The sequence below is a fragment of the Aliirhizobium cellulosilyticum genome, from assembly GCF_014198105.1.
Taxonomy (GTDB): Bacteria; Pseudomonadota; Alphaproteobacteria; order Rhizobiales; family Rhizobiaceae; genus Neorhizobium; species Neorhizobium cellulosilyticum.
Genome location: NZ_JACIGW010000002.1, coordinates 1,007,876 through 1,029,669, shown reverse-complemented (window position 1 = coordinate 1,029,669; position 21,794 = coordinate 1,007,876). Strand labels below are relative to the sequence as shown.

At 58.7% G+C, this 21,794-nt stretch carries 17 protein-coding genes; 9 read left to right on the top strand and 8 right to left on the bottom strand.

From position 1 onward, the window contains the following. Nucleotides 1-72: 72 nt before the first annotated feature. The gene (gene mepA, locus GGE33_RS13760) at nt 73-1,131 is read right to left on the bottom strand and encodes a penicillin-insensitive murein endopeptidase (RefSeq protein WP_183823818.1); all 1,059 of its coding nucleotides are present in this window, start codon (nt 1,129-1,131) and stop codon (nt 73-75) included. Nucleotides 1,132-1,308: 177 nt separating this feature from the next. On the opposite strand from mepA, the gene GGE33_RS13755 reads away from it, so the two are divergent. The 6 genes from GGE33_RS13755 to pncB all read left to right on the top strand — a co-directional run bounded on the left by GGE33_RS13755 (nt 1,309) and on the right by pncB (nt 9,565). Then, nucleotides 1,309-3,144, top strand: a complete 1,836-nt coding sequence (locus GGE33_RS13755) for an extracellular solute-binding protein (RefSeq protein WP_183823816.1) — start codon at nt 1,309-1,311, stop codon at nt 3,142-3,144. 128 nt (nt 3,145-3,272) lie between these two features. Beyond that, nucleotides 3,273-4,355 (top strand): microcin C ABC transporter permease YejB, encoded by a 1,083-nt coding sequence (locus tag GGE33_RS13750; RefSeq protein ID WP_183823814.1) that lies wholly within the window; start codon nt 3,273-3,275, stop codon nt 4,353-4,355. Next, complete coding sequence (locus tag GGE33_RS13745; protein ID WP_183823812.1) at nt 4,355-5,503, top strand: ABC transporter permease; 1,149 nt, start codon at nt 4,355-4,357, stop codon at nt 5,501-5,503. Before GGE33_RS13750 ends, GGE33_RS13745 begins: the two co-directional genes overlap by 1 nt. Before the next feature lie 4 nt (nt 5,504-5,507). After that, nucleotides 5,508-7,136 (top strand): ABC transporter ATP-binding protein, encoded by a 1,629-nt coding sequence (locus GGE33_RS13740; protein ID WP_183823810.1) that lies wholly within the window; start codon nt 5,508-5,510, stop codon nt 7,134-7,136. Between the two features lie 17 nt (nt 7,137-7,153). Beyond that, complete coding sequence (locus tag GGE33_RS13735) at nt 7,154-8,104, top strand: 2-hydroxyacid dehydrogenase (RefSeq protein ID WP_183823808.1); 951 nt, start codon at nt 7,154-7,156, stop codon at nt 8,102-8,104. A 156-nt stretch (nt 8,105-8,260) separates the two neighbouring features. Further along, nucleotides 8,261-9,565 (top strand): nicotinate phosphoribosyltransferase, encoded by a 1,305-nt coding sequence (pncB, locus tag GGE33_RS13730; protein WP_148146152.1) that lies wholly within the window; start codon nt 8,261-8,263, stop codon nt 9,563-9,565. Between the two features lie 64 nt (nt 9,566-9,629). On the opposite strand, the gene GGE33_RS13725 is transcribed toward pncB, so the two are convergent. Next, entirely contained in the window at nt 9,630-10,028 is a 399-nt protein-coding gene (locus GGE33_RS13725; RefSeq protein WP_148146151.1) for a DUF1236 domain-containing protein, read from the bottom strand. 163 nt (nt 10,029-10,191) lie between these two features. Here GGE33_RS13725 and GGE33_RS13720 point away from each other — a divergent pair, with 163 nt between their 5' ends. From GGE33_RS13720 to GGE33_RS13710, 3 genes are all read left to right on the top strand, one after another. Beyond that, entirely contained in the window at nt 10,192-10,701 is a 510-nt protein-coding gene (locus GGE33_RS13720) for a response regulator (RefSeq protein ID WP_343062436.1), read from the top strand. Between the two features lie 61 nt (nt 10,702-10,762). Continuing rightward, on the top strand, nt 10,763-11,770 hold the full coding sequence (locus tag GGE33_RS13715; protein WP_183823806.1) for an NAD-dependent epimerase/dehydratase family protein: 1,008 nt from the start codon (nt 10,763-10,765) through the stop codon (nt 11,768-11,770). Nucleotides 11,771-11,984: 214 nt separating this feature from the next. Continuing rightward, nucleotides 11,985-13,196 (top strand): glycosyltransferase family protein, encoded by a 1,212-nt coding sequence (locus tag GGE33_RS13710; RefSeq protein WP_148146295.1) that lies wholly within the window; start codon nt 11,985-11,987, stop codon nt 13,194-13,196. 2 nt (nt 13,197-13,198) lie between these two features. On the opposite strand, the gene GGE33_RS13705 is transcribed toward GGE33_RS13710, so the two are convergent. The 6 genes from GGE33_RS13705 to GGE33_RS13680 form a co-directional block, all read right to left on the bottom strand. Continuing rightward, the gene (locus GGE33_RS13705) at nt 13,199-14,341 is read right to left on the bottom strand and encodes a glycosyltransferase family protein (protein ID WP_183823804.1); all 1,143 of its coding nucleotides are present in this window, start codon (nt 14,339-14,341) and stop codon (nt 13,199-13,201) included. Beyond that, nucleotides 14,338-15,588, bottom strand: coding sequence for a glycosyltransferase family 4 protein (locus GGE33_RS13700; protein ID WP_183824152.1), 1,251 nt, complete (start codon nt 15,586-15,588; stop codon nt 14,338-14,340). The genes GGE33_RS13705 and GGE33_RS13700 overlap by 4 nt, the downstream gene beginning before the upstream one ends. A gap of 105 nt (nt 15,589-15,693) precedes the next feature. Continuing rightward, entirely contained in the window at nt 15,694-16,869 is a 1,176-nt protein-coding gene (locus GGE33_RS13695; protein WP_148146147.1) for an ABC transporter permease, read from the bottom strand. Next, nucleotides 16,866-17,864 (bottom strand): ABC transporter permease, encoded by a 999-nt coding sequence (locus GGE33_RS13690; protein WP_183823802.1) that lies wholly within the window; start codon nt 17,862-17,864, stop codon nt 16,866-16,868. The genes GGE33_RS13695 and GGE33_RS13690 overlap by 4 nt, the downstream gene beginning before the upstream one ends. After that, a complete protein-coding gene (locus tag GGE33_RS13685) occupies nt 17,861-19,765 on the bottom strand; it encodes an ABC transporter substrate-binding protein (protein WP_183823800.1) in 1,905 nt (634 codons plus the stop codon). The genes GGE33_RS13690 and GGE33_RS13685 overlap by 4 nt, the downstream gene beginning before the upstream one ends. After that, nucleotides 19,762-21,645, bottom strand: a complete 1,884-nt coding sequence (locus GGE33_RS13680) for an ABC transporter ATP-binding protein (RefSeq protein WP_183823798.1) — start codon at nt 21,643-21,645, stop codon at nt 19,762-19,764. Before GGE33_RS13680 ends, GGE33_RS13685 begins: the two co-directional genes overlap by 4 nt. Between the last annotated feature and the right edge of the window lie 149 nt (nt 21,646-21,794).

Genomic DNA, 21,794 nt, shown 5'->3' with positions numbered 1-21,794 from the left:
GCTTTCTATCGTGCCGTTGCCGATAAGGGAAGGCTCGGCGTTGTCGCTGCAGCTTACGGATGCCAAACGGGCTTAACGGAAAGGCCGCTCGCGTGGCAACGGTATGTCTGCCGGAACATTGGCCGGATTGGAGCTGATCGCATCCATCTGATCGACGGCTTGAGGCACGGAAGGCTGGCTCGAATAGGCCACAGGCTGGCCCCCGAAGGTCGCGTCGGCTTCGGAGCGAGACGCGCCGGCAAGCACTGCAGAACAGGCCTTTGGCAGGTCCGACAGCATGACCTGGCGCGGCTTGACCGGCTTCTTGTCGGGGTCGGCAGGCTTCGGCGGCGCCCATGGTTCCTTGGTGAACCACCATGCGAGCGCCTTGCTGTCGCAATCGTCGGTGACAGGCGTTGCCGCCTGCCGTTCGCAGCCTGTTGCACCCGGCGGGCAGTTCATGCGGATATGAAAATGCTCGTCATGTCCGTAGACCGGCCGCACCTTGCCGAGCAGGCTTCGGTCGCCGGTCCAGGTCTGGCAAAGCTTCTTCTTGATGGCCGGGTTGACGAAAACCCGCTGTACCTGGGGATAGCTTGCTGCCTGCATAACCAGGCGAGCATGCGTGTTCGTCCACTTGCGCGAATCGACAGTCAGGAACTTGCTCTTGTCCAGCATCGAGGTGAACGGAAGGTCTTCCCGCTGCTGCACGCTCATCGGCTGGGCCGGTTTCGGTGTGAACCAGACATCCGCATCGAGCCCGATCTGGTGCGAGGCATGGCCATTTATCATCGGGCCGCCGCGAGGCTGGGAAATATCACCGACCAGAATGCCGGTCCCCCAGCCGAGGCTTGCGGCATCGCGGGAAAACTGTTCGAGCAGATCGATCATTGCCGGGTTGCCCCAGCGCCGATTGCGCGAAAGGCGCATGGCCTGCCATGTCGGGCCGTCCGTCGGTAGTGCGACGGCACCGGACATGCAGCCCTTGGCGTAGAAGCCGAGAGGTGCCGGCGACGCAGCGTTCGGCAATTTCACCGCGCCGAAGAGCTGCTTGGCCGGCGTACCGTCCTGCGCCATCGATGGATCCGTGATGGAACCGCATAACAGAGCCGTCGCCGCCAGTCCGAGGACCATCTTCGAAATCGATTTCATGAACTTCCGCCGCAAATCACTTTTATCGCCAGTTTAGTCTGGAATGAGACTTTGGTGAAATGGAGATCTCGCCCGGCGGCTGCGGGCGATAAATTGCTTGTGAGCGGCTCCTCCTGTTTTTCGCCCTCTTTTGCCCTATGCTTCGGTGCAACAAATCAAAACCACAAAGGGAAAAGCATGGATTTGGCCCGGCTCCGCAAAGGTCTTGTTGTCGCATTGGCAGCGTCATTCATGGCGCCATGGGCGATGGCCGATGAGCCGAAATGGCGTTACGGCATGGCCGTGGTCGGCGAGCCGCAATTGCCAGCAGATTTCCAGGCGCTTCCCTATGTCGATGTAAACGCCCCCAAGCAAGGCGAACTCAAGCTTGCCCAAGAGGGCACGTTCGACAACCTCAATCCGGTAATTGACAGGGGCGCCATCGCTTCCAGCGTGACGATGATCTTCGAAACGTTGATGAAGCGTTCGGAAGACGAGGTCTTCGGCACCTACGGCCTATTGGCTGAAGCCGTTGCCTACCCTGACGACATGTCGTCAGTGACCTTCCGACTGCGGCCGGAAGCCAAATGGGCCGACGGTCAGCCGGTGACCCCGGAAGACGTCGTCTTCAGCCTGAATATGCTCAAACAGCACAGTGCCTTTTATTCCGGTTACTATCGCCATGTGACCGGAGCGGAAAAGACCGGTGATCGCGAAGTGACCTTCCGCTTCGATGAGAAGAACAACAAGGAACTACCCTCGATCGTAGGCGATTTCCCGATCCTGCCGAAACATTGGTGGGAAGGGACCGACAGCCAGGGTAAGGCGCGCGATATTTCGCGCACGTCGCTGGAAGTGCCGATGGCGTCCGGCCCCTACAAGGTTGCTTCGGTTCAGCCCGGATCGGGCATTCGCTATGAGCTGCGCGACGACTATTGGGGCAAGGACCTGCCAATCAACCGCGGCCAGTATAATTTCCGTACCATCAGCTACACCTATTTCTCCGACACCGACGTGCAGTTTGAGGCGTTCCGGGCCGGCAATGTCGACTACCGGCAGGAAAACAGCTCCAGCCGCTGGGCGACCCGCTATGATTTCGACGCAGTCAAGGACGGCCGGGTGACGAAGGAGGCGCTGACGAACCCATTCAGGGCTGTCGGCGTGATGCAGGCATTCGTGCCGAACATGCGCCGCGACATCTTCAAGGATGCGCGGGTCCGTGAGGCCTTGAATTACGCCTATGATTTCGAGGACCTCAACAAGAACCTGGCCTTTGGTGGCCTGAAACGGGTCGACAGTTTCTTCTGGGGCACGGAGCTTGCGTCCTCCGGCCTGCCTGAGGGCAAGGAGCTCGAAATCCTCAATGAACTGAAGGACAAGGTCCCGCCGGAAGTCTTCACCAAACCCTACGCAAACCCGGTCAATGGCGATCCGAACAAGGTGCGCGACAACCTTCGCACCGCAGTTGGTCTGCTTAAGCAGGCTGGCTACGAGTTGAAGGGCAACCGCATGGTCAACAGCAAGACCGGCCAGCCCCTGGGGTTTGAAATCCTGCTGAGCAATGCCGGTCAGGAGCGGACTGTCACTCCCTATATCAACAGCCTCAAGAAAATAGGTATCGATGCACGCATCCGCACAGTGGACGCCTCACAATATATCAACCGTGTCCGCAGCTTCGACTACGACATCATTTTCGGTGTCTGGGCGCAGACGATGAACCCCGGCAACGAACAGAACGACTATTGGGGTTCGGCATCAGTCGATCGTCAGGGATCGCGCAACTATGCCGGGATCGCCGATCCTGCCGTCGACATCTTGATTCGCAAGATCGTCTTCCCTCCAAGCCGCGAGGAACAGGTGGCGGCGATCAAGGCCATGGACCGCGTGCTGCTCGCCAACCACTATGTCGTGCCGATGTTCTATTCCGGCGAGGAAAAGATCGCCTATTGGAACCGGATCGCGCATCCGGAAAAGCTGCCGGAATACGGCACCGCTTTCCCCGAAGCATGGTTTGCCAAACAGCCCGGTAAGTAAGATGCTTGCACCTTGAAGGGGCAACTGTTCCAAATGGCCGGATTGATTCGCCTAGAGATGAAGGAAGCCCGCTTGATCGTTGCGCAGACCCGCGGTGATATGCCCGAAACGTTCGGCAAGGTGTCCTGATGGGCGCATATATTCTACGCCGCTTGCTGCTGATGATCCCGACCATTGTCGGCATCATGGCTATTTCCTTCCTTGTCGTGCAGTTTGCGCCGGGCGGGCCGGTCGAGCAGATCATCGCTCAGGTCCAGGGGCAGGATTCAGGTGACCGCCTGTCGGGAGCCAGCAACGATCTGTCGGCTCAGGGCATAAGCTCTGAATCGAATTACCGCGGCGCCCAAGGGCTCGATCCGGAATTCATCAAGAAGCTCGAGCAGCAGTTCGGTTTCGACAAGCCGCCGCTAACGCGTTTCCTCGACATGATGTGGAACTATATCCGCTTCGATTTCGGCGAGAGCTTCTTCCGCAACACGCCGGTCATCGACCTGATCATCGACAAGCTGCCGGTCTCTATCTCGCTCGGCTTCTGGATCCTGATCGTCTCCTATCTGATTTCTATCCCGCTCGGCATCCGCAAGGCGGTCAAGGACGGGTCGAGCTTCGATATCTGGACCTCGGGCGTCATCATCGTCGGTTATGCGGTGCCGAGCTTCCTCTTCGGCATCCTGCTGATCGTCCTTTTCGCCGGCGGTTCCTTCTTTGACTGGTTCCCGCTGCGTGGCCTCGTCTCCGACAATTTCGACGATCTCGCGTGGTATCAGAAGATCGGCGACTATTTCTGGCACCTCACCCTGCCGCTGATCGCCATGTCGCTCTCGGCCTTTGCCACCACGACGCTGCTGACGAAAAACTCCTTCATCGACGAGATCAAGAAACAATATGTCACGACGGCGCGCGCCAAGGGCCTCAACGAACGGCAGGTTCTCTACGGGCACGTCTTCCGCAACGCCATGCTGATCGTCATCGCCGGTTTTCCGGGCGCCTTCATCTCCGCCTTCTTCACCGGCTCGCTGCTGATCGAGAACATATTCTCGCTCGATGGGCTGGGAAGGCTCGGTTATCTCTCCATCGTCAATCGTGATTATCCGATCGTCTTCGGCACGCTCTTCATCTTCTCGCTGATGGGCCTCGTCGTGAACCTGATCTCCGACCTGATCTATACCTGGATCGACCCGCGCATCGATTTCGAGCGGAGGGACGTCTGATGAACGCAACTTCCGTCACCACGCCGATCGCGGCAGCGCCGCCCGCCAAGCGCCCCTTCCTGTCGCCGACCAGCAAGCGCCGGCTCGCCAATTTCAAGGCAAACAAGCGCGGTTTCTGGTCCTTTTGGATTTTTCTGGTCCTCTTCACGCTCAGCCTGTTTGCCGAATTCATCGCCAATGACCGGCCGATCGTCGCCTCTTATAAGGGCGAGATCCTCTATCCGGTTCTGGTCGATTACCCGGAGGAAAAGTTCGCCGGCTTCCTCGCGACGACGGACTATCGATCGGACTTCATCCAGGAAGAGATCAATGCCAATGGCTGGATGATCTGGCCGCCGATCCGCTATTCCTATCAGACGGTCAATTCGCAGATCCCCCATTCCGCCCCGACCGAACCCTTCTGGCTGATGGCCAAGGCCGATCGCTGCAAGGCCTATCCGCAAGGCGATCAGGACCCCAACTGCATTCTCGGCAACATGAACTGGCTCGGCACCGACGATCAGGCGCGTGATGTCATGGCCCGGATGATCTACGGTTTCCGCATCTCCGTACTTTTCGGCCTGGCACTCACCATCTGCTCGGCCATCATCGGCGTCGGAGCCGGTGCCGTGCAGGGTTATTTCGGTGGCTGGACCGATCTTCTGATGCAGCGTTTCATCGAGATCTGGTCGGCAATGCCGGTCCTTTATATCCTGCTGATCATCGCCTCGATCTTGCCGCCCGGCTTCTTCATCCTGCTCGGCATATTGCTGCTTTTCTCCTGGGTCAGCCTCGTCGGCGTGGTCAGGGCGGAGTTCTTGCGCGCCCGTAACTTCGAATATGTGCGTGCGGCCCGTGCGCTCGGCGTCGGCAACTGGACGATCATGTATCGCCACCTCCTGCCCAACGCGATGGTGGCGACGCTCACCTTCCTGCCCTTCATCCTGTCGGGTTCGATCGCCACGCTTACGTCTCTGGATTTCCTCGGCTTCGGCATGCCGCCCGGCTCGCCGTCGCTGGGAGAAATGATCGCCCAGGGTAAGAACAACCTGCAAGCGCCCTGGCTCGGCCTGACGGCCTTCTTCACCATGTCGATCATGCTATCGCTGCTGATCTTCATTGGCGAGGCGGTGCGTGATGCCTTCGACCCCCGCAAGACGTTCCGGTGATATGATGACAGACGCCCTCCTTTCCGTTCGTGATCTGTCCGTCGCCTTTCATCAGGGCGATAGGGAAACGCTCGCCGTCGATCACGTGTCGTTCGATATAAGGCCGGGTGAAGTCCTGGCTCTGGTCGGCGAATCCGGCTCCGGCAAATCTGTCTCGGCCAATTCGATCCTCAAGCTTCTGCCCTATCCGGCCGCAAGCCACCCTTCTGGTGAAATCCTGTTTCAGGGCAAGGATCTTCTGAAAGCATCGGAAGCGGAGCTGCGCAATGTGCGCGGCAATGACATCACGATGATCTTTCAGGAGCCTATGACATCGCTCAATCCGCTGCACACGATCGAGAAGCAGATCGGCGAGATTTTGGAAATGCACCAGGCGATGGTGGGTAGCGCCGCCCGCAGCCGCATATTGGAGCTGCTCAACCAGGTCGGCATCCGCGAGCCGGAAAAGCGCCTGACCGCCTATCCGCACGAACTCTCCGGCGGCCAGCGCCAGCGTGTCATGATCGCCATGGCGCTCGCCAACCGGCCGAAGCTTCTGATCGCCGACGAGCCGACAACCGCTCTGGATGTGACGGTTCAGGCACAGATTCTAGAGCTTTTGCGCAAGCTGAAGGGCGAGCATGGCATGTCCATGCTGTTCATCACCCACGATCTCGGCATCGTCCGCAAATTCGCCGATCGCGTCTGTGTCATGACCAAGGGCAAGATCGTCGAGGAGGGCTCAGTCACAGATGTCTTCGAGCACCCGCAGCATCCCTATACCCAACATCTTCTCAGTTCCGAACCGAGAGGCGAACCACCGGCAGCCGATCCGAGCCATCCGGTCGTCATGGAAGCCAAGGATCTGCGTGTCTGGTTTCCGATCAAGGCCGGATTCATGCGTAGAGTGGTGGATCACGTGAAGGCGGTCGATGGCGTGGATCTGACGCTGCGTGCCGGCGAAACGCTCGGCATTGTCGGCGAATCCGGCTCCGGCAAGACGACGCTCGGTCTGGCGCTGGCAAGGCTGATCGCCTCGGAAGGGAGGATCGTCTTCATCGGCGATGCGATCAACGGCCATTCCTTCAAACAGATGCTGCCCTATCGCAATCGCTTGCAGGTGGTGTTTCAGGATCCCTTCGGTTCGCTCAGTCCCCGTATGCCGGTGGGAGAGATCATCGCCGAAGGCCTGAAGGTCCACGAGCGGCAGCTGTCAGCAGACGAGCGCGATCAACGTGTTGCCTGGGCGCTGCAGGAAGTCGGCCTCGATCCCGAAACCCGCTGGCGTTACCCGCATGAATTTTCCGGCGGCCAGCGGCAGCGTATCGCAATTGCCCGCGCCATGGTGCTGAAACCCCGTTTCGTCATGCTGGACGAGCCGACCTCGGCGCTCGACATGACGGTGCAGGCGCAGGTCGTCGACCTTCTGCGCGATCTGCAGGCCAAGCATGATCTCGCCTATCTCTTCATCAGCCATGACCTGAAAGTGGTGAAGGCACTCGCCAACCACGTTATCGTCATGCGCACCGGAAAGGTGGTCGAGGAAGGTCCGTCCGAACAAATCTTCCGCGCGCCGAAGGAAGATTATACCAAGGCGCTTATGGCTGCGGCTTTCAATATCGAGGCGGTCGAAAACGGGGCCGTCGGCCAATAACAAAAGTGGGAATAGCTTTGTCTGAAAAAGGTTCTGTCGTTATCGACCTGAAATTCGAACGCCGTGATGTGGATCAGGCTCTGGTCGGCGCACTCGCCGGACGCCAGGTCCTGCACGCCTCGGACAAGTCGGCGGATCTTTCCAACGCAAGCTATGCTTTTCTCTGGAAACCGGATCTGGATCTTTTCCATCGCGCCCCCAATCTGAAAGTGCTGTTTTCCGGCGGCGCCGGCGTCGATTCCATCCTCGCCACGCCCGGCCTGCCGGATATCCCGATCGTCCGTTTCGTCGATGAGAGCCTTACCACCCGCATGAGCGAGTGGGTCGTGCTTCAATGCCTCAGCCATCTGCGTCAAGCTCCGGCCTATGCCGTTCAGCAACGCTCGCGCATCTGGAAGGAATTGCACCAGCCTGAAGCGAAGGACCTGACCGTCGGTGTCATGGGGTTAGGCGTGCTTGGCCAAGATAGTGTCCGCAAACTGAAGATCATGGGTTTCAACGTCATCGGCTGGTCGCGGACGAAGAAGACGATCGAGGGTATCGAGACCTACGATGCGTCGCAACTCGATGCCTTTCTGGCCCGCACCGACATTCTCGTCGGGCTCTTGCCGCTGACGGACGAGACGCGCGGCATCTTCAATGCGTCGCTCTTTTCCAAGCTATGCCGAAAAGGCGCGCTCGGAGCGCCAGTCTTCATCAATGCCGGGCGCGGCGGTAGCCAGGTGGAGAAGGATCTCGTCGCGGCTCTCGACGCCAAGACCTTGGGCGGCGCGTCTCTCGACGTCTTCGAGCAGGAGCCGTTGTCGCCGGACAGCCGTTTCTGGTCCATGGACGATGTAATCGTGACGCCGCATGCTGCTTCTGCGTCCGATATCCGGGCCTTGCTCCGCAATGCGGAAGTTCAGATGGAGCGTTTCGAAAGAGGAGAGCCGCTACAGCACGTCGTCGACAGGACGACGGGTTACTGAAGCTTCCGGTTTGTTTTCGGCAGTACCGCGACAGTTGAACTGCGTCTGGACTTAATCGATTTTTTTCACGATAAAGCTGCCGGGAGGTAGGATCGTTAGCTTGCCTCTATAGCGAGTGAGGCCGACCGGTCACAGGGGACCGGGACAGGGGCAGGCATGACCAAGACCGATATCGCAACCAGGGTGTATAACCACAGCTGGAAGCTCGATCCGATCATCCGCAGTCTGATCGACACCGACTTTTACAAACTTTTGATGTTACAGATGATCTGGAAGCTTTATCCGGACGTCGACGCGACATTCTCCGTGATCAATCGCACCACCAGCGTGAAACTGGCGGAAGAGATCGATGAAGGTGCCCTGCGGGAGCAACTTGACCACGCCCGCACGGTTAGTCTCTCCAAGAAGGAGATGATCTGGCTGGCGGGTAACACGTTTTATGGCCGCAACCAGATCTTCGAACCCGAATTCCTCACCTGGCTTTCCAACTACAAGCTGCCGGAATACGAATTGTCCAAGCGCAATGGGCAATACGAGCTGAATTTCCATGGCAAGTGGATGGATACCACGATGTGGGAAATTCCGGCGCTGGCAATCATCAACGAGATGCGTTCCCGCACGGCCATGCGCTCGCTCGGTTACTTCACGCTCGATGTGATTTATGCTCGTGCCAAGGCCAGGATGTGGGAAAAGGTTCAGCGCCTGCGGGAGTTGCCCGGCCTGCGCATTTCCGATTTCGGCACCCGCCGTCGCCACAGCTTCCTGTGGCAGCGCTGGTGCGTCGAGGCCTTGAAGGAAGGCATCGGCAGCGGATTTACCGGTACCAGCAACGTATTGCTTGCTATGGACAGCGATCTGGAAGCTGTCGGCACCAATGCACACGAGCTGCCGATGGTCGCAGCCGCCTTGGCGCAGACGGATGAAGAGCTGCGCAACTCCCCCTATCAGGTACTGAAGGACTGGAACCGGCTTTATCACGGCAATCTGCTGATCGTTTTGCCGGATGCTTTCGGTACTGCCGCGTTTCTGCGGGATGCGCCGGACTGGGTCGCAGACTGGACAGGCTTCCGCCCCGACAGTGCCCCGCCGATCGAAGGCGGCGAAAAGATCATCGACTGGTGGAAGAAGGTCGGCCGCGACCCGAAGGAAAAGCTGCTGATCTTTTCAGACGGCCTCGATGTCGATGCGATCATTCAAACCTACAAGCATTTCGAGGGCCGAGTTCGCATGAGCTTCGGCTGGGGCACCAACCTTACCAACGACTTTGCCGGGTGCGCGCCAACCGAGATCAACGGATTGAAACCGATCTCGGTCGTCTGCAAGGTCAGCGAAGCCAATGGTCGCCCCGCCGTTAAGCTTTCGGACAATCCGCAGAAGGCGACCGGCGACGCGAAGGAAGTGCAACGCTACCTCCGCCTGTTCGGCGAAGAGGATAGGATCAGCCAAACGCTGGTGGTCTGAGATCTCGTTTGGCGGTGTAATTGAAAAGCCCCGCATATGAAGCGGGGCTTTCGCATTGTGGGCGTTACTTGATAATCTGCACCACGGTATGGGTCTGCGGATCGACGATCACGCGCTGATTGTTGACCACCGTATAGGCATATCGGGTGTTGCTTGGAACCGGGGTTAGCACAACGGTTTCGGGAACCGGCTTTCCAACGGCGATCGGCTGTTCCACGGTCACGGCCGTGGTTGGTGCGGGCTGCTGTTCAACATAGGTAACAACTTCGCGTGGCGGCGGATCGATTGCCGTGCCGGCGATGGCACCGACAACACCGCCCACCGCGGCACCGACGGGACCACCCACCACAGCTCCGGTCACGGCACCACCGGCTGCGCCGGTCACCGTGCTCTGTTGTGCATAAGCTTGGCCTGCAAAGGTTGCTGCGAAGATTGCGCAGGAAGCAAGAATGATATTTTTCATGGTTCTTCTCCTCTTTTGACTTCCGGCAAGAGAACCCGCTTGTCGATAAAACGGTTCCGGATGCTTCCTCACCTTTCGCCCGTCTCTGAAATATTTGGCGATCACTCAGTCGCCGTCTTCTGGCTCCTTGCTGGATCGTCGTATACGGGTCTGACGCGCAAAAATGCCGAGGTTCAAAGGCTTAACCACGCCCCTAAAAATGACCGTGATCTCTAAGATACCTATTGCCAAGCGGCAAGCGCCGACTATTTGCCGCTTGAGTGATAGGAGAATGCGCGTGGAATATCGCTTTCTGATTGTCGAAGACAGCCTGCTAGTCGCCATGGACATAGAGGAGGCAGTTCAGCGTAGTGGACATGATGTGGTTGGCATCGCGCCTGATATGAAGGTGGCGCTCAACTACACGCGTGACACGGATATCGCTTTCGTCGACGTGCGGCTTGCCGATGGCGAGACGGGGCCGGAGATCGCCAAGGTCTTGGCCGAATACGGTATTGTCGTCATCATGATCACCGGAAACCCAGGCGTAGTGGCTTCTGGTGTGAACGGTGTTGTCGGCGTCATGGCCAAGCCTCTCACCGACCAGGCTTCGATGGATCTCATCCAGTTTGCTGTCGATCGCAAAAATGGCAAACCCGGCGTTCCACCGGCGCGCCTCAGGCTTTTCCATTAGCGGCTCGTTGCTTCGACCCGTTTGGTTGGGTATGTGATCCCCATCAACAGCGGAAGCGGACATGCGTTATTTCATCACCGGTACGGCGGGCTTCATCGGGTTTCATCTGGCGCGCAAGCTTTTGCAGGATGGTCACGAGGTTGTCGGCTTTGACGGGATGACGGCCTATTACAGCCTGCGCCTGAAGGAGGCCCGCAATGCCGGGCTGGCACAGTTTCCTTCCTTCCGCTTCGTACAGGGCATGCTGGAAGACAGAGCTTTGCTTGAAGGAGCGGTCAAGGGCTTCAATCCGGACGTTATCGTTCATCTGGCAGCTCAGGCAGGTGTTCGTTACAGCCTCGAAAATCCAAAGGCCTATCTCGACTCGAACCTCATCGGCTCGTGGAACATTCTTGAGATCGCCCGAGAAGTCGGTGTCGGACACCTGATGTTGGCGTCCACCTCTTCCGTCTACGGTGCCAATCCGGGCATTCCGTTCCGGGAAACAGACAAGGCTGACGAACCTCTGACTTTCTATGCTGCCAGCAAGAAGTCCATGGAGGTGATGGCTCATAGCTACGCCCATCTCTACAAGGTTCCGACGACGGCTTTCCGTTTCTTCACGGTTTATGGTCCCTGGGGCCGGCCGGACATGGCGCTGTTCAAGTTCGTCAAGGCGATGCTCGACGATCAGGAAATAGAGATCTACGGCGAAGGCAAGATGAGCCGTGACTTCACCTATATCGACGATCTCGTCGATTCGATCATTGATTTGTCCATGGTTGCTCCATCCGAATCGAACCGTGTTGCTGATATCGATACGCTTTCGGAGCAAGGACCGTTCCGTACAGTCAATCTTGGCGGCGGTCAGCCGGTCGGGCTTCTCGATTTTATCGAGGTTATCGAAAAGACCATGGGCAAGCCGGCAAGGCGCAAGATGCTGCCGATGCAGAAAGGCGATGTGCCGCGCACATTCGCCAGCCCAGACCTTCTGCTGGCGCTGACTGGGCGTAAGCCGGAAACCGGATTGGATGAAGGTGTCGATGCTTTCGTCCGCTGGTATATGGAGCATCGGTCCGAAATCGATTGAGCGTGGGCGATAGCAGGCCTGAGGGATAACGACGCATCACGTCTTCAGGATAGGGCTTGTGCCTCAAGCGATAACTCCCAAGTTCGAAGCGCATATCGTTCAAGACAGGGTCCGTGAGATCCCTTAGCTGCGGCCTCGGCCTGACTTGGCTTCGCTTTTGAAAGACTTTATGTTGCCGGGAAAGACAATTCAGATGTTACCTAAGGTCAAGGGCATGTCACAGGGTTTCAGAGATGCCCGCATTCTCATGTATAGCCACGATACGTTTGGGCTAGGCCATATTCGCCGCTGCATGACGATCGCCAATCACCTGGTCGAAACCTTTCAGGGCGCGCATGTCCTGATCATTTCCGGCGCAACGATTGCCGGTGCCTTCGATTATCGCTCGCGCGTCGACTACGTGAAGATCCCGAGCGTGATCAAGCTGCGCAACGGCGACTACACGTCGATGGATGAGCACATCAATCTGGAGGAAACGCTGGAAATGCGTCAGGCGATCATTCGCCAGACGGCGGAATCCTTCCAACCGGATATCTTCATCGTCGACAAGGAGCCGCTCGGTCTTCGGCGCGAAGTGGAAGACACGCTCGTTTATCTCAAGAGCCGCGGCACGCTTCTCGTGCTTGGCCTACGTGACGTCATGGATGCGCCGCATCTTCTTGATGCCGAATGGCGGCGCAACGATGTGATGGCGAAGATCGATCAGCTCTACGATCACGTATGGGTCTACGGCCCTCCGGATTTCCACGATCCACTCACCGGGCTCGATGTGCCGCCATCATTACGTCGCAAGATGACCTTCGTCGGCTTCCTGCAGCGAAAGGCATGGAAAAGCCGCGCGACGGCTCTGCCGAAGCGGGATGGCGATTATATTCTGGTGACTACTGGCGGCGGCGGTGACGGGTATGAACTCGTTCGCGACGTAATAAATGCGTATCAGGCCGATCCGGATCTGACAGAAAAAGCCCTGATCGTGCTTGGCCCTTACATGCCCGGCGAGCAGCGCGAAACGCTGAAACAGGCAGCCGCTTCGCATAACTGTCTTGAGGTCATCGAATTCGATAACCGCATGGAAGACCTGATCGCCAATGCGCGTGCGATCGTTGCCATGGGCGGTTATAACACCTATTGCGAAATTCTGTCCTTCGATAAGCCGGCGCTGATTATTCCCCGCATGGTGCCGAGGCAGGAGCAGTTGATCCGCGCAATGCGTGCCACGGAACTTGGACTGGTTGCCATGCTGCATCCCGATCATTCTTCGGATGGGATGCGGCTCTCTGCGGCGATCAAGGAACTGCTGCTGCGGGACCCGCCATCTGCAACGGCGCCGGATTATCGCCTTGAAGGTCTGCCCAATCTTTCTGCCATCGTCCAGGAATACCTGCAGGGAAAGCGTCCCGATTATCTTACCGCCGTCGAGAGCTGAAATCAGCTCTCGCGGTTGATTTCGCGGCGTAGCAGCCGCGCCGTTTCACGTGCTCCATCCATGTTCAGGTCCAGATGGGCCTTGCCACGTTGCGCAAGGGCCTTGCCGATTCCGCTTGCCACCAAGTCTGGTGTGATTGCCGCTTCCTCGATGAATTCCGCCAGCCCGAGTTCCCGCAGCTTTACTGCGCGCGCCGTCTGTTCCGTCTCGCCGCCAGCCGCAAAAGGCACAAGCAGCGACCCGCAGCCGGCTCTCAGCACGTCGCAGACGGTATTATAGCCCGCCTGTGAGATCGAAAGCTCGGCACTGCCAAGCAACTGCCGGAAATCGCTCCTGAAGCGAAACACATCCATCTCGCCGCCGCCCTTCGAGGCAAGACTGTCGAAGCTTGCCGCATCGAGGTTCGGTCCGGTAATCACGCACCAGCGGCCGGGCGCGGAGATCAGGTCGCGAGCAGCAACGGCGGCACTCAGCAGTTTCTGTCCCACTGCTCCACCACCGGCGGAAACCACCACCCGGTATTTTTCGAGCGAGGGAACAGGGGCTGCAGGTGCAACGAGACCAGTATAGAGCACCTTGTCCGCGATCTCGCCTGCAAGCGGAAACGTGTCTTCGATCCGTGTCAGGTTTCTATCGCCATGCACGAGCACGCGATGGAAATGTTGCCTGACCAGCGCAACCGTTTCCTCGTCACGCCCAGGCTTCTTGTTCACTTGCAGGATATCGCGGATCGAGGCAAAGAGCAGCGGCCTCGGGCGCATCGTCATGATCGCATCGAGAAACGGCAGAAGCTCGAAGCGCATCTGCCGTCGTCCGAACGGGAATGCTTCGGTGATGACAATATCCGGCTTCGTGTCGCCAAGAACCGCCAGCAACTGCTCCATGCGCTGGCGCTCTCCCTCAGGCCCGAGCGTTGCTCCATCTATGTCCTGCAGGCCTGAGAACCCTTCGCGAGACGTGACCTCCGGCATCAGTCGAACATGGTTGATGCCCGGTCCCGGAAAACCGGGCACGGGCAGTCCACCGGTTACCATCGTCACCTCAAAGCCATCCTCGGCAAGAGCCGACGCAACGAGGCTTGCCCGAGCGATATGGCCGATCCCCAGCAGATGCTGAACATAGAAGAGCACGCGCGGTGATGTCATGGCTGCGAGGGCTCCTTGTTGGCGAGTGTCGAATAGGCGGCTGAGAACAATCTCTCCAGATCCGATATGCTGGTCTTGTGGTCGAAATGACCACGGACCTTCGCTTCCGCATTCCTGGCCATGCGATCCCGTTCCGATGGGTTGCGGATGGCAGTTTCGAGCGCTTTGGCGAGCGCCAATGTGTCTTCCGGTTCGACCAATAGGCCGTTCTCCTGATCGACGAACAGTTCCGGAATGCCGGAAATCGTTGTCGAGATGCAGAGGATCCGCTGGCTGGCCGCCTCGACCAGAACATTCGGCAATCCGTCGCGATCGCCATCCTTGCCAATGCGGCAGGGCAGGGCGAATATGTCGGCCTCGCCGTAACGCTGCAGCACTTCCTGCTGCGACATCGCCCCATGCCAGCTGACGCGGCCGGCAAGCCCGAGTTCTTCCGCAAGCGGCTTCAGCACCTTCAGCTCATCACCGCCGCCGACGTGATCGAGCCGCCAGTGAAGGTCGGCTGGAAGCAGGGCTAGCGCCTTGAGCAGGATATCAAAGCCCTTTTTCGGCACGGCACGGCCGACAGCCAGTATCGTAATGGGATCATTCGGATTGGAGCCATCGCGCGTCGCAGCTGCGCGATCCGGCGAGGGAAAACGGCTGAGGTTCAGGCCATGATAGCTGAGATGCACCTTGCCGGCGTTCTCTGAGAGTGTGCGCAGGTGATCGGCGCCGCCGCGGGTGCAGGTCACCGTCCAGCTTGCATCATCGAGCTTGTCGGAAAGCTCCCAGTCTGGGCTCGTCCAGATATCCTTGGCATGGGCGGAAACGGTGAAGGGTATGCCAAGCAACTGCGATGCATAACGGGCGACCGAAGCCGGTGTGTGGATGAAATGCACATGCAGCCAGTCCGCCCCTTTAGGCCATTCGCGGGCAAGCACCAGCGCCTGGCCGAAGCGGCGAAAACGGTTGCGGCTTATGTCGCGCGGCAGGTCTTTCAGAAATGCTTTGGCAGCCGCCCGGAAGGATGGCTTGCCGAACCAGTGGAAAAAGGCCTTGACGACCCGCAGAGGCTCTTCGTGCAGATATTCAGGTAGATAGTGGACGGGCGCCTCGATCTCGTCATGTACCGGATGCCGCTTCTTGTCGGTCGGTCGGCGCATCGACATCAGTTCCAGCTTGAAGCCGGCGAGTTCCAGACCGCGCAGTTCCTGCGCGATAAAGGTCTCTGAAAGGCGCGGATAGCCTTTAAGCAGCACGACCATCTTGTTCGGTATGTTCAACGTCGTTCCTTGCGGTCTTTGCCGGTCGATCCCTCATCCAGGGTTCGGCCGGCAAAACCAGTATCCGCCCGCTTTTATGCGCGCAAGTCAGTGATAGGGGTCCGCCGCGTCACGCAAGCCATCGCCTAAGAAATTGAATGCGAGGATGACCAGGATGACCGGGATCACCGGGATGAGCAGCCAGGGATAAAGCGCCACGACATTGACCGTCCGCGCTTCGGTCAGAAGCACGCCCCAGCTCGTGACCGGTGGCCTGAGGCCGAGCCCGAGAAAGCTCAATGTCGTCTCGCCGAGGATCATGCCGGGAATGGTCAGCGTCGCGCTGGCGATCAGGTGCGACATGAAACCGGGAATGAGATGCCGGCCGATGACACGCCAGTGATTGGCCCCCATCAATTGCGCCGCCATCACATAGTCTTCCTCCCGAAGCGCCAGCAGCTTGGATCGCACCGCGCGCGCAAGCCCTGTCCAGTCCAGAAGCCCCAGGATGAAGGTAATGCCGAGATAGATGACGAACGGGCTCCAATCCACCGGCATGATCGCGGCAAGCGCCAGCCATAGCGGAATGCTCGGGATCGACTGCAGTACTTCGATGATGCGCTGCACCACAAGATCGAACTTGCCGCCCCAATAGCCTGCAAGCCCGCCGATCAGGATGCCCAGCACGAAGCTGGTGGTGATGCCGAGAAGACCAATCGTCAGCGAAATCCGTGCGCCATAGATGACCCGGGACATGACGTCCCGTCCGAGCCGGTCGGTGCCGAACAGGAACATCTGGCCGCCTTCAGCCGGGCAGACGAGATGTCGCTCTGCGGAAATGAGGCCCCAGAATTTGTAGGGATCGCCCTTGCAGAAGAAGCGGAGCCGCTGCACCTGGTTGGGATCGTCGGTGTAGACGCGCCTCAGGTTCTCCATGTCCAGCGTCATCTTCTGGCCGTAGACGAATGGCCCGACGAACGTCCCGTCATGAAACAGATGCACCGATTGCGGCGGCGCATAGATGTGATCCATGTTGCGCGTGTGGAGATTATACGGCGCAAGAAACTCGGCGATGATGATCGACAGATAGCAGAACAGCAGGAATATGCCTGAGAACAGCGCCAACCTGTGCCGCCTGAACCTCCACCACATCAAACGGAGCTGGGAGGCTCGCTTGGCAAGCGGTGCACCTTCGCCCGTCTTATCGAAAGCGTATGGATCGAAAGCAGCTTCATTGACGTAATGCGGCAGCGGCTGGCCGTCCGGTGGCAGTTGCATGCTCATCGCGTCCGACCTCCATAAAGGCGAATGCGCGGGTCGAAGAGTGCAAGCGCGATGTCCGAGATCAGCACCCCGACCACGGTCAATATGGCAAGGAACATCAGGAAGGAACCCGCCAGATACATGTCCTGCGTCTGCAGCGCCTTGATCAGCATGGGCCCCGTCGTCTCGAGTGACAGCACGACGGCGGTGATTTCCGCTCCGGAAATGATCTGTGGCAGGATCGAGCCGATGTCCGAGATGAAGAAATTGAGCGACATGCGCAGCGGATACTTCGTCAGAACCTTGAACGGGTGAAGCCCCTTCGCCCGCGCCGTCATCACATATTGCTTGCGCAGCTCATCAAGCAGGTTGGCGCGCAGCCGGCGCACCATGCCGGCGGTGCCGGCCGTGCCGATAATGATCACTGGGATCCACAGATGTTCGAGGATCGACTTCGCCTTGTCCCAGCTCATCGGCTGGTTCAGGTATTTCTGGTCCATCAGATGGCCGATCGATGTGCCGAACCAGACGTTGGCGAAATACATCAGGATGAGCGCCAGCACAAAATTAGGCACGGCAAGGCCGATAAGGCCGAGAAGCGTCAGCCCATAATCGCCCCAGCTATACTGATGCGTGGCGGAATAGATGCCGATCGGGAAGGCCAGCAGCCAAGTGAGGATGATCGTCACGACGGATACGAGAATGGTCAGCCACAGACGGTCGCCGACAACGTCCGAGACGGGCAGGCGGTATTCGAAGGAATAGCCGAAATCGCCCACCATCATGCCGCCCACCCAATGCAGGTAACGGATCGGCAGCGGCTGGTCAAAACCGTAGCGCGCCCTTAATTCCTCGATTTCCTGCATGTCGGCCGGTTCGCCGATTGCCCGCATCTCGGCGACATAGCTTTCGAAATAGTCGCCCGGCGGCAGCTCGATGATGGTGAAGACGAGCATGGAAATCAGAATCAGGGTAGGGATCATCACCATGATCCGCCAGAGAATGTAGCGGATCATGCGTGATCCTCCTCATACCAGAAGGTGTCAGGCATATAGACGCCAAGGAAGGATGTCGGATCGTAGCCGAACAGGGCCTTCTCGGGAATGTTGCGCAGTTTCGAAGAATAGACGAGCGGCTGCAGAGCCTGGTTGACGATGCCGATGGTGAAGACGCCCTGTGTGTAGATGGTCAGCATCGAATGCCAGATTGCTTCCCGCTCCTCGTGCGTTCCGGCTGTTTTCCAGTCTTTCAGCAGGTCGAGAAGCTGCCTGGCCTCGGCAAGATCCGGTGGATGTCCATCACGACCGCCGGAGAGATAATGAAGCCCCCAGACCGGCCACTGCATCTGGTCGTCGAATGTCGGCGCCAGTTCGTTGGGCGACATCTCGGCCGTCGGCACGCCGTTGTCGAGACCCATCCACACGCACATCAGCGTCTCGCCGCCGATCACCCGCTTGCGGAAAATCTCGCGTTGCGACACGCGGGTGAAGATCGCAATGCCGATCTTCGACCAGTGATCGGTGATCAGTTCCAAGACGTCGCTCTCAAACGTGCTTTCTCCCGCACTTTCGACGATGATTTTTGCCGGGCGCCCATCGGGCAGAAGCCTCAAGCCATCCTCCGTGCGGTTCGCGAGGCCCGCCTCGTCCAGCAGCCGGTTGGCCATGTCGATATCGTGGTTCGCCCAGGCCTGTTCATACTCCGGCTTGAACAATGGGCTGTCGGGCAGCACCGAATTCCCGGCCGCATGCGCCAGGCCGAAGAATACCGCCTTGTTGATCTCCTCCCGATCAATCGCCAGAGATAGCGCCCGCCTGACCCGAACGTCCTGGAACAGGCCGCGCCAGACATCGTCTTTGCAATTGAGATTGGGAACCAGCGCCACGCGGGAACCCTGCGTGCGCTTCCACAGATCTACTTTCATCGGCAGGCGTTTTTCGGCGGCTTTCAGGAACGTGTAGTCGGAGAAATCAACATTGGCGAATTGCAGGTCGCTGTCACCCGAGCCTGCTTTTGCGGCGATCAGATCCGGCGCACTGACATTCAGCACCATTTTATCGATGTAAGGCAGCTGCAAACCGTTCTCGTCGACACGATGGAAGAATGGGTTGCGCAGAAAGACGAATTGTCCGGCAGGCGGCTTGGTGCTGTTGTACCAAGGGTCGAGTGTCGGCAGTTCGGGGTTTTCCGGCCGCACCGTACGCGACATTCGCTGGTGCAGGTCGGTCCAATCCTGCGCCTTGTATGTCTTCAGCATCGCGGCAATCTTGTCCGCGCTCTGGTAGCGCGGGTGGAATTGCCTCAGATAGGCCGACGGCATGTAGATCACGAGCGGCGAAGGTTTCGCTAGCTGTGCCAGGAAATCGGGATTGGGCTCATTCCAGCTGTATCTTACCGTGCGCTCGTCCAGGATCTCGAAAGTCGGGCCCTTGCCGTTCACCCTGAGATCCACTGGAATACCGCCGCGATGAAGCTCCTTGTTGTTCATCACGTCTTCCCAGCTGTAACGGAAATCCTCCGTCGTCAGCGGTGAACCGTCCGACCACTTGTGCCCTTCCCGCAGTGTGAAGGTGAAGACGCGGTCGTCTTCCGATGTGAAGCTTTCCAGAATATCGGCCTGGAGGTTCAGTTGCTCGTCGTAACCGACCAGCCGTGAATAGCTGTTGATCGGCATGAGGCGGATGTCGCGCTGACCGCCGATCAGCATGCGCACAACGCCGCCGTGACGTCCGGGCTTCAGGTTTTTTGCGCCGATATTGACGACACGCGGATTGCGCGGCAAGCGCTCCGCAACGTCCGGCAATTTGCCGGCCTTGATGTCGTCGGCGAGATAGTCCGATCCGGTGAAGGCAGCCTTCGCGTTGAAGGGAACAAGCGCGGTCGCCATCATACCGAGCAGGGTTCGGCGTTTCATCATGGCTGCAGCTCCCTGATGTTCACCTGAGGTTTTGCCAGGACGAAATGCCCGCCACCTAGGTCGATCTGGGTCAGCCGTTCTCCCTCGTCCTGAATGAAGGCGGGGTGCCAGTCTTGCGTCGGCTTTCTCGGAATGTCGAGAGAATCGAGATCGAGCGGACGGTCGAGGTCGGGGATCGGCACGGCCGCTATCAGCCGTCGTGTATAGGGATGCGTCGGGTTGCGCATGATGATCTCGCAAGGACCGATTTCGACAATCCGTCCCGCATACATGACGGCAACACGGTCCGCCATGTAGTTCACTACCGCAAGGTTATGCGAGATGAACAGGTAGGTCAGCCCCAGGTCGCGCTTGAGATCCTTCAGGAGATTAAGGATCTGCGCCTGGATCGACACGTCGAGCGCCGAGACGGGCTCGTCGCAGATCAAAAGTTCAGGGCCGAGCGCAAGGGCGCGGGCGATACCGATGCGCTGTCGCTGGCCGCCGGAGAAACTGTGCGGGTACCGGCTGAGCGCATTGTCGTCGAGGCCGATCGTGCGCAGCAGCCGTCGAACCGCATCCAGCCGCGTGGCGCGCGAACCGCGACCATGGATCTCCAGACCCTCGCCGATAATCTCCCTGACCGTCATGCGTGGCGAAAGCGACGAGATCGGATCCTGGAAAACCATCTGGATTCGCTGGCGCAGCATGTCCAGTTCTTCACCTTGAGCGGAAAGGACATCGATCGGCCCTTTCTCGCTTTCGAACACGACAGCGCCGGTATCGGCGGTCAGGCCGCGCATGAGTATCTTGCTCAGCGTGGTCTTGCCGCAACCGCTTTCGCCGACAAGCCCGAGGCTTTCACCGCGCCGGATATCGAAACTGACGTCATCGACCGCGAGTGTCACATTGCTTTCGTGGCTACCGAGCTTGCGCTTCTTCGCTTTGAAGGTCTTGCTGATATGGTTGACCGAGAGGATCGTCCGCGAGCCGCCGGAATTGAGATAACCGGTCTCCATCAGGCTGGCCGTATCGACCGCGATTTCGCGCAGCGGCTTCAGACGCTGGTCGCGCTTCATCTCGAAAGTCGGGATCGCCGAGATCAGTCCCTTCGGGTATGGATGGACGGGCCGCCTGAATATATCGTCGACCGTGCCGGCTTCCATGATCTCGCCCCGATAGGCGACAACCACTTCGTCCGCAAGATTGGTGACGATGCCGAGATCATGGGTGATCAGCAGCATTGCCATGTTGAAGCGGGACTGCAGATCGCGCAAAAGCTTGAGAATCTGCGCCTGGATCGTCACGTCGAGTGCCGTCGTCGGTTCGTCGGCGATCAGAAGGGCAGGGCGACAGACAAGCGCCATGGCAATCATTGCGCGTTGGCGCATCCCGCCGGAAAGCTCGAACGGATACATCGCGTGGACCTTTGCGGGATCCTTGAACCCGACGAGGGACAGCGTGTCATAGACCCGTTCGCGCTGTTCGGCAGGTGACGACGCATCATGGATCCGCAATGCCTCGTCGATCTGGTTGCCGATTGTGTGCAGCGGCGACAGCGAGGTCATCGGTTCCTGGAAAATCATCCCGATCCGGTTGCCGCGAATGCTGCGGATCTGTCGTCCGTCCTGCGGCAACTGAAGCAGATCCACGGGTTCTTCCGAGGTCTCCGGGTCATTGAACAGCACGCGGCCCGATATCGATGCGAGGGGACTTTCGATCCCGACGATCGTGCGGCCGATCACCGACTTTCCCGAGCCCGACTCTCCGACCAGCGCCGTCACCTTGCCGGGCTTGATCCGCATGCTCAGATTGTTGACGGCTTGAATTCTGCTGCCGAAGACCGGGAAGCTCACGCTCAGGTTTTCTATCCGCAGCAGATCGGGCACGAATGTCGTCATCGGGCAGTTTTTCCTACGGTGCCACTTAGCAGACCCCCGCATTTCCGTATAACGGCAAAATCAGATTTGTCGGAATGCATCGTTTGGCACCTGATCAGGTTGACGCTGTAACGGAATTGAACGTAGCGCAGAGCTATGATGATAGTCCA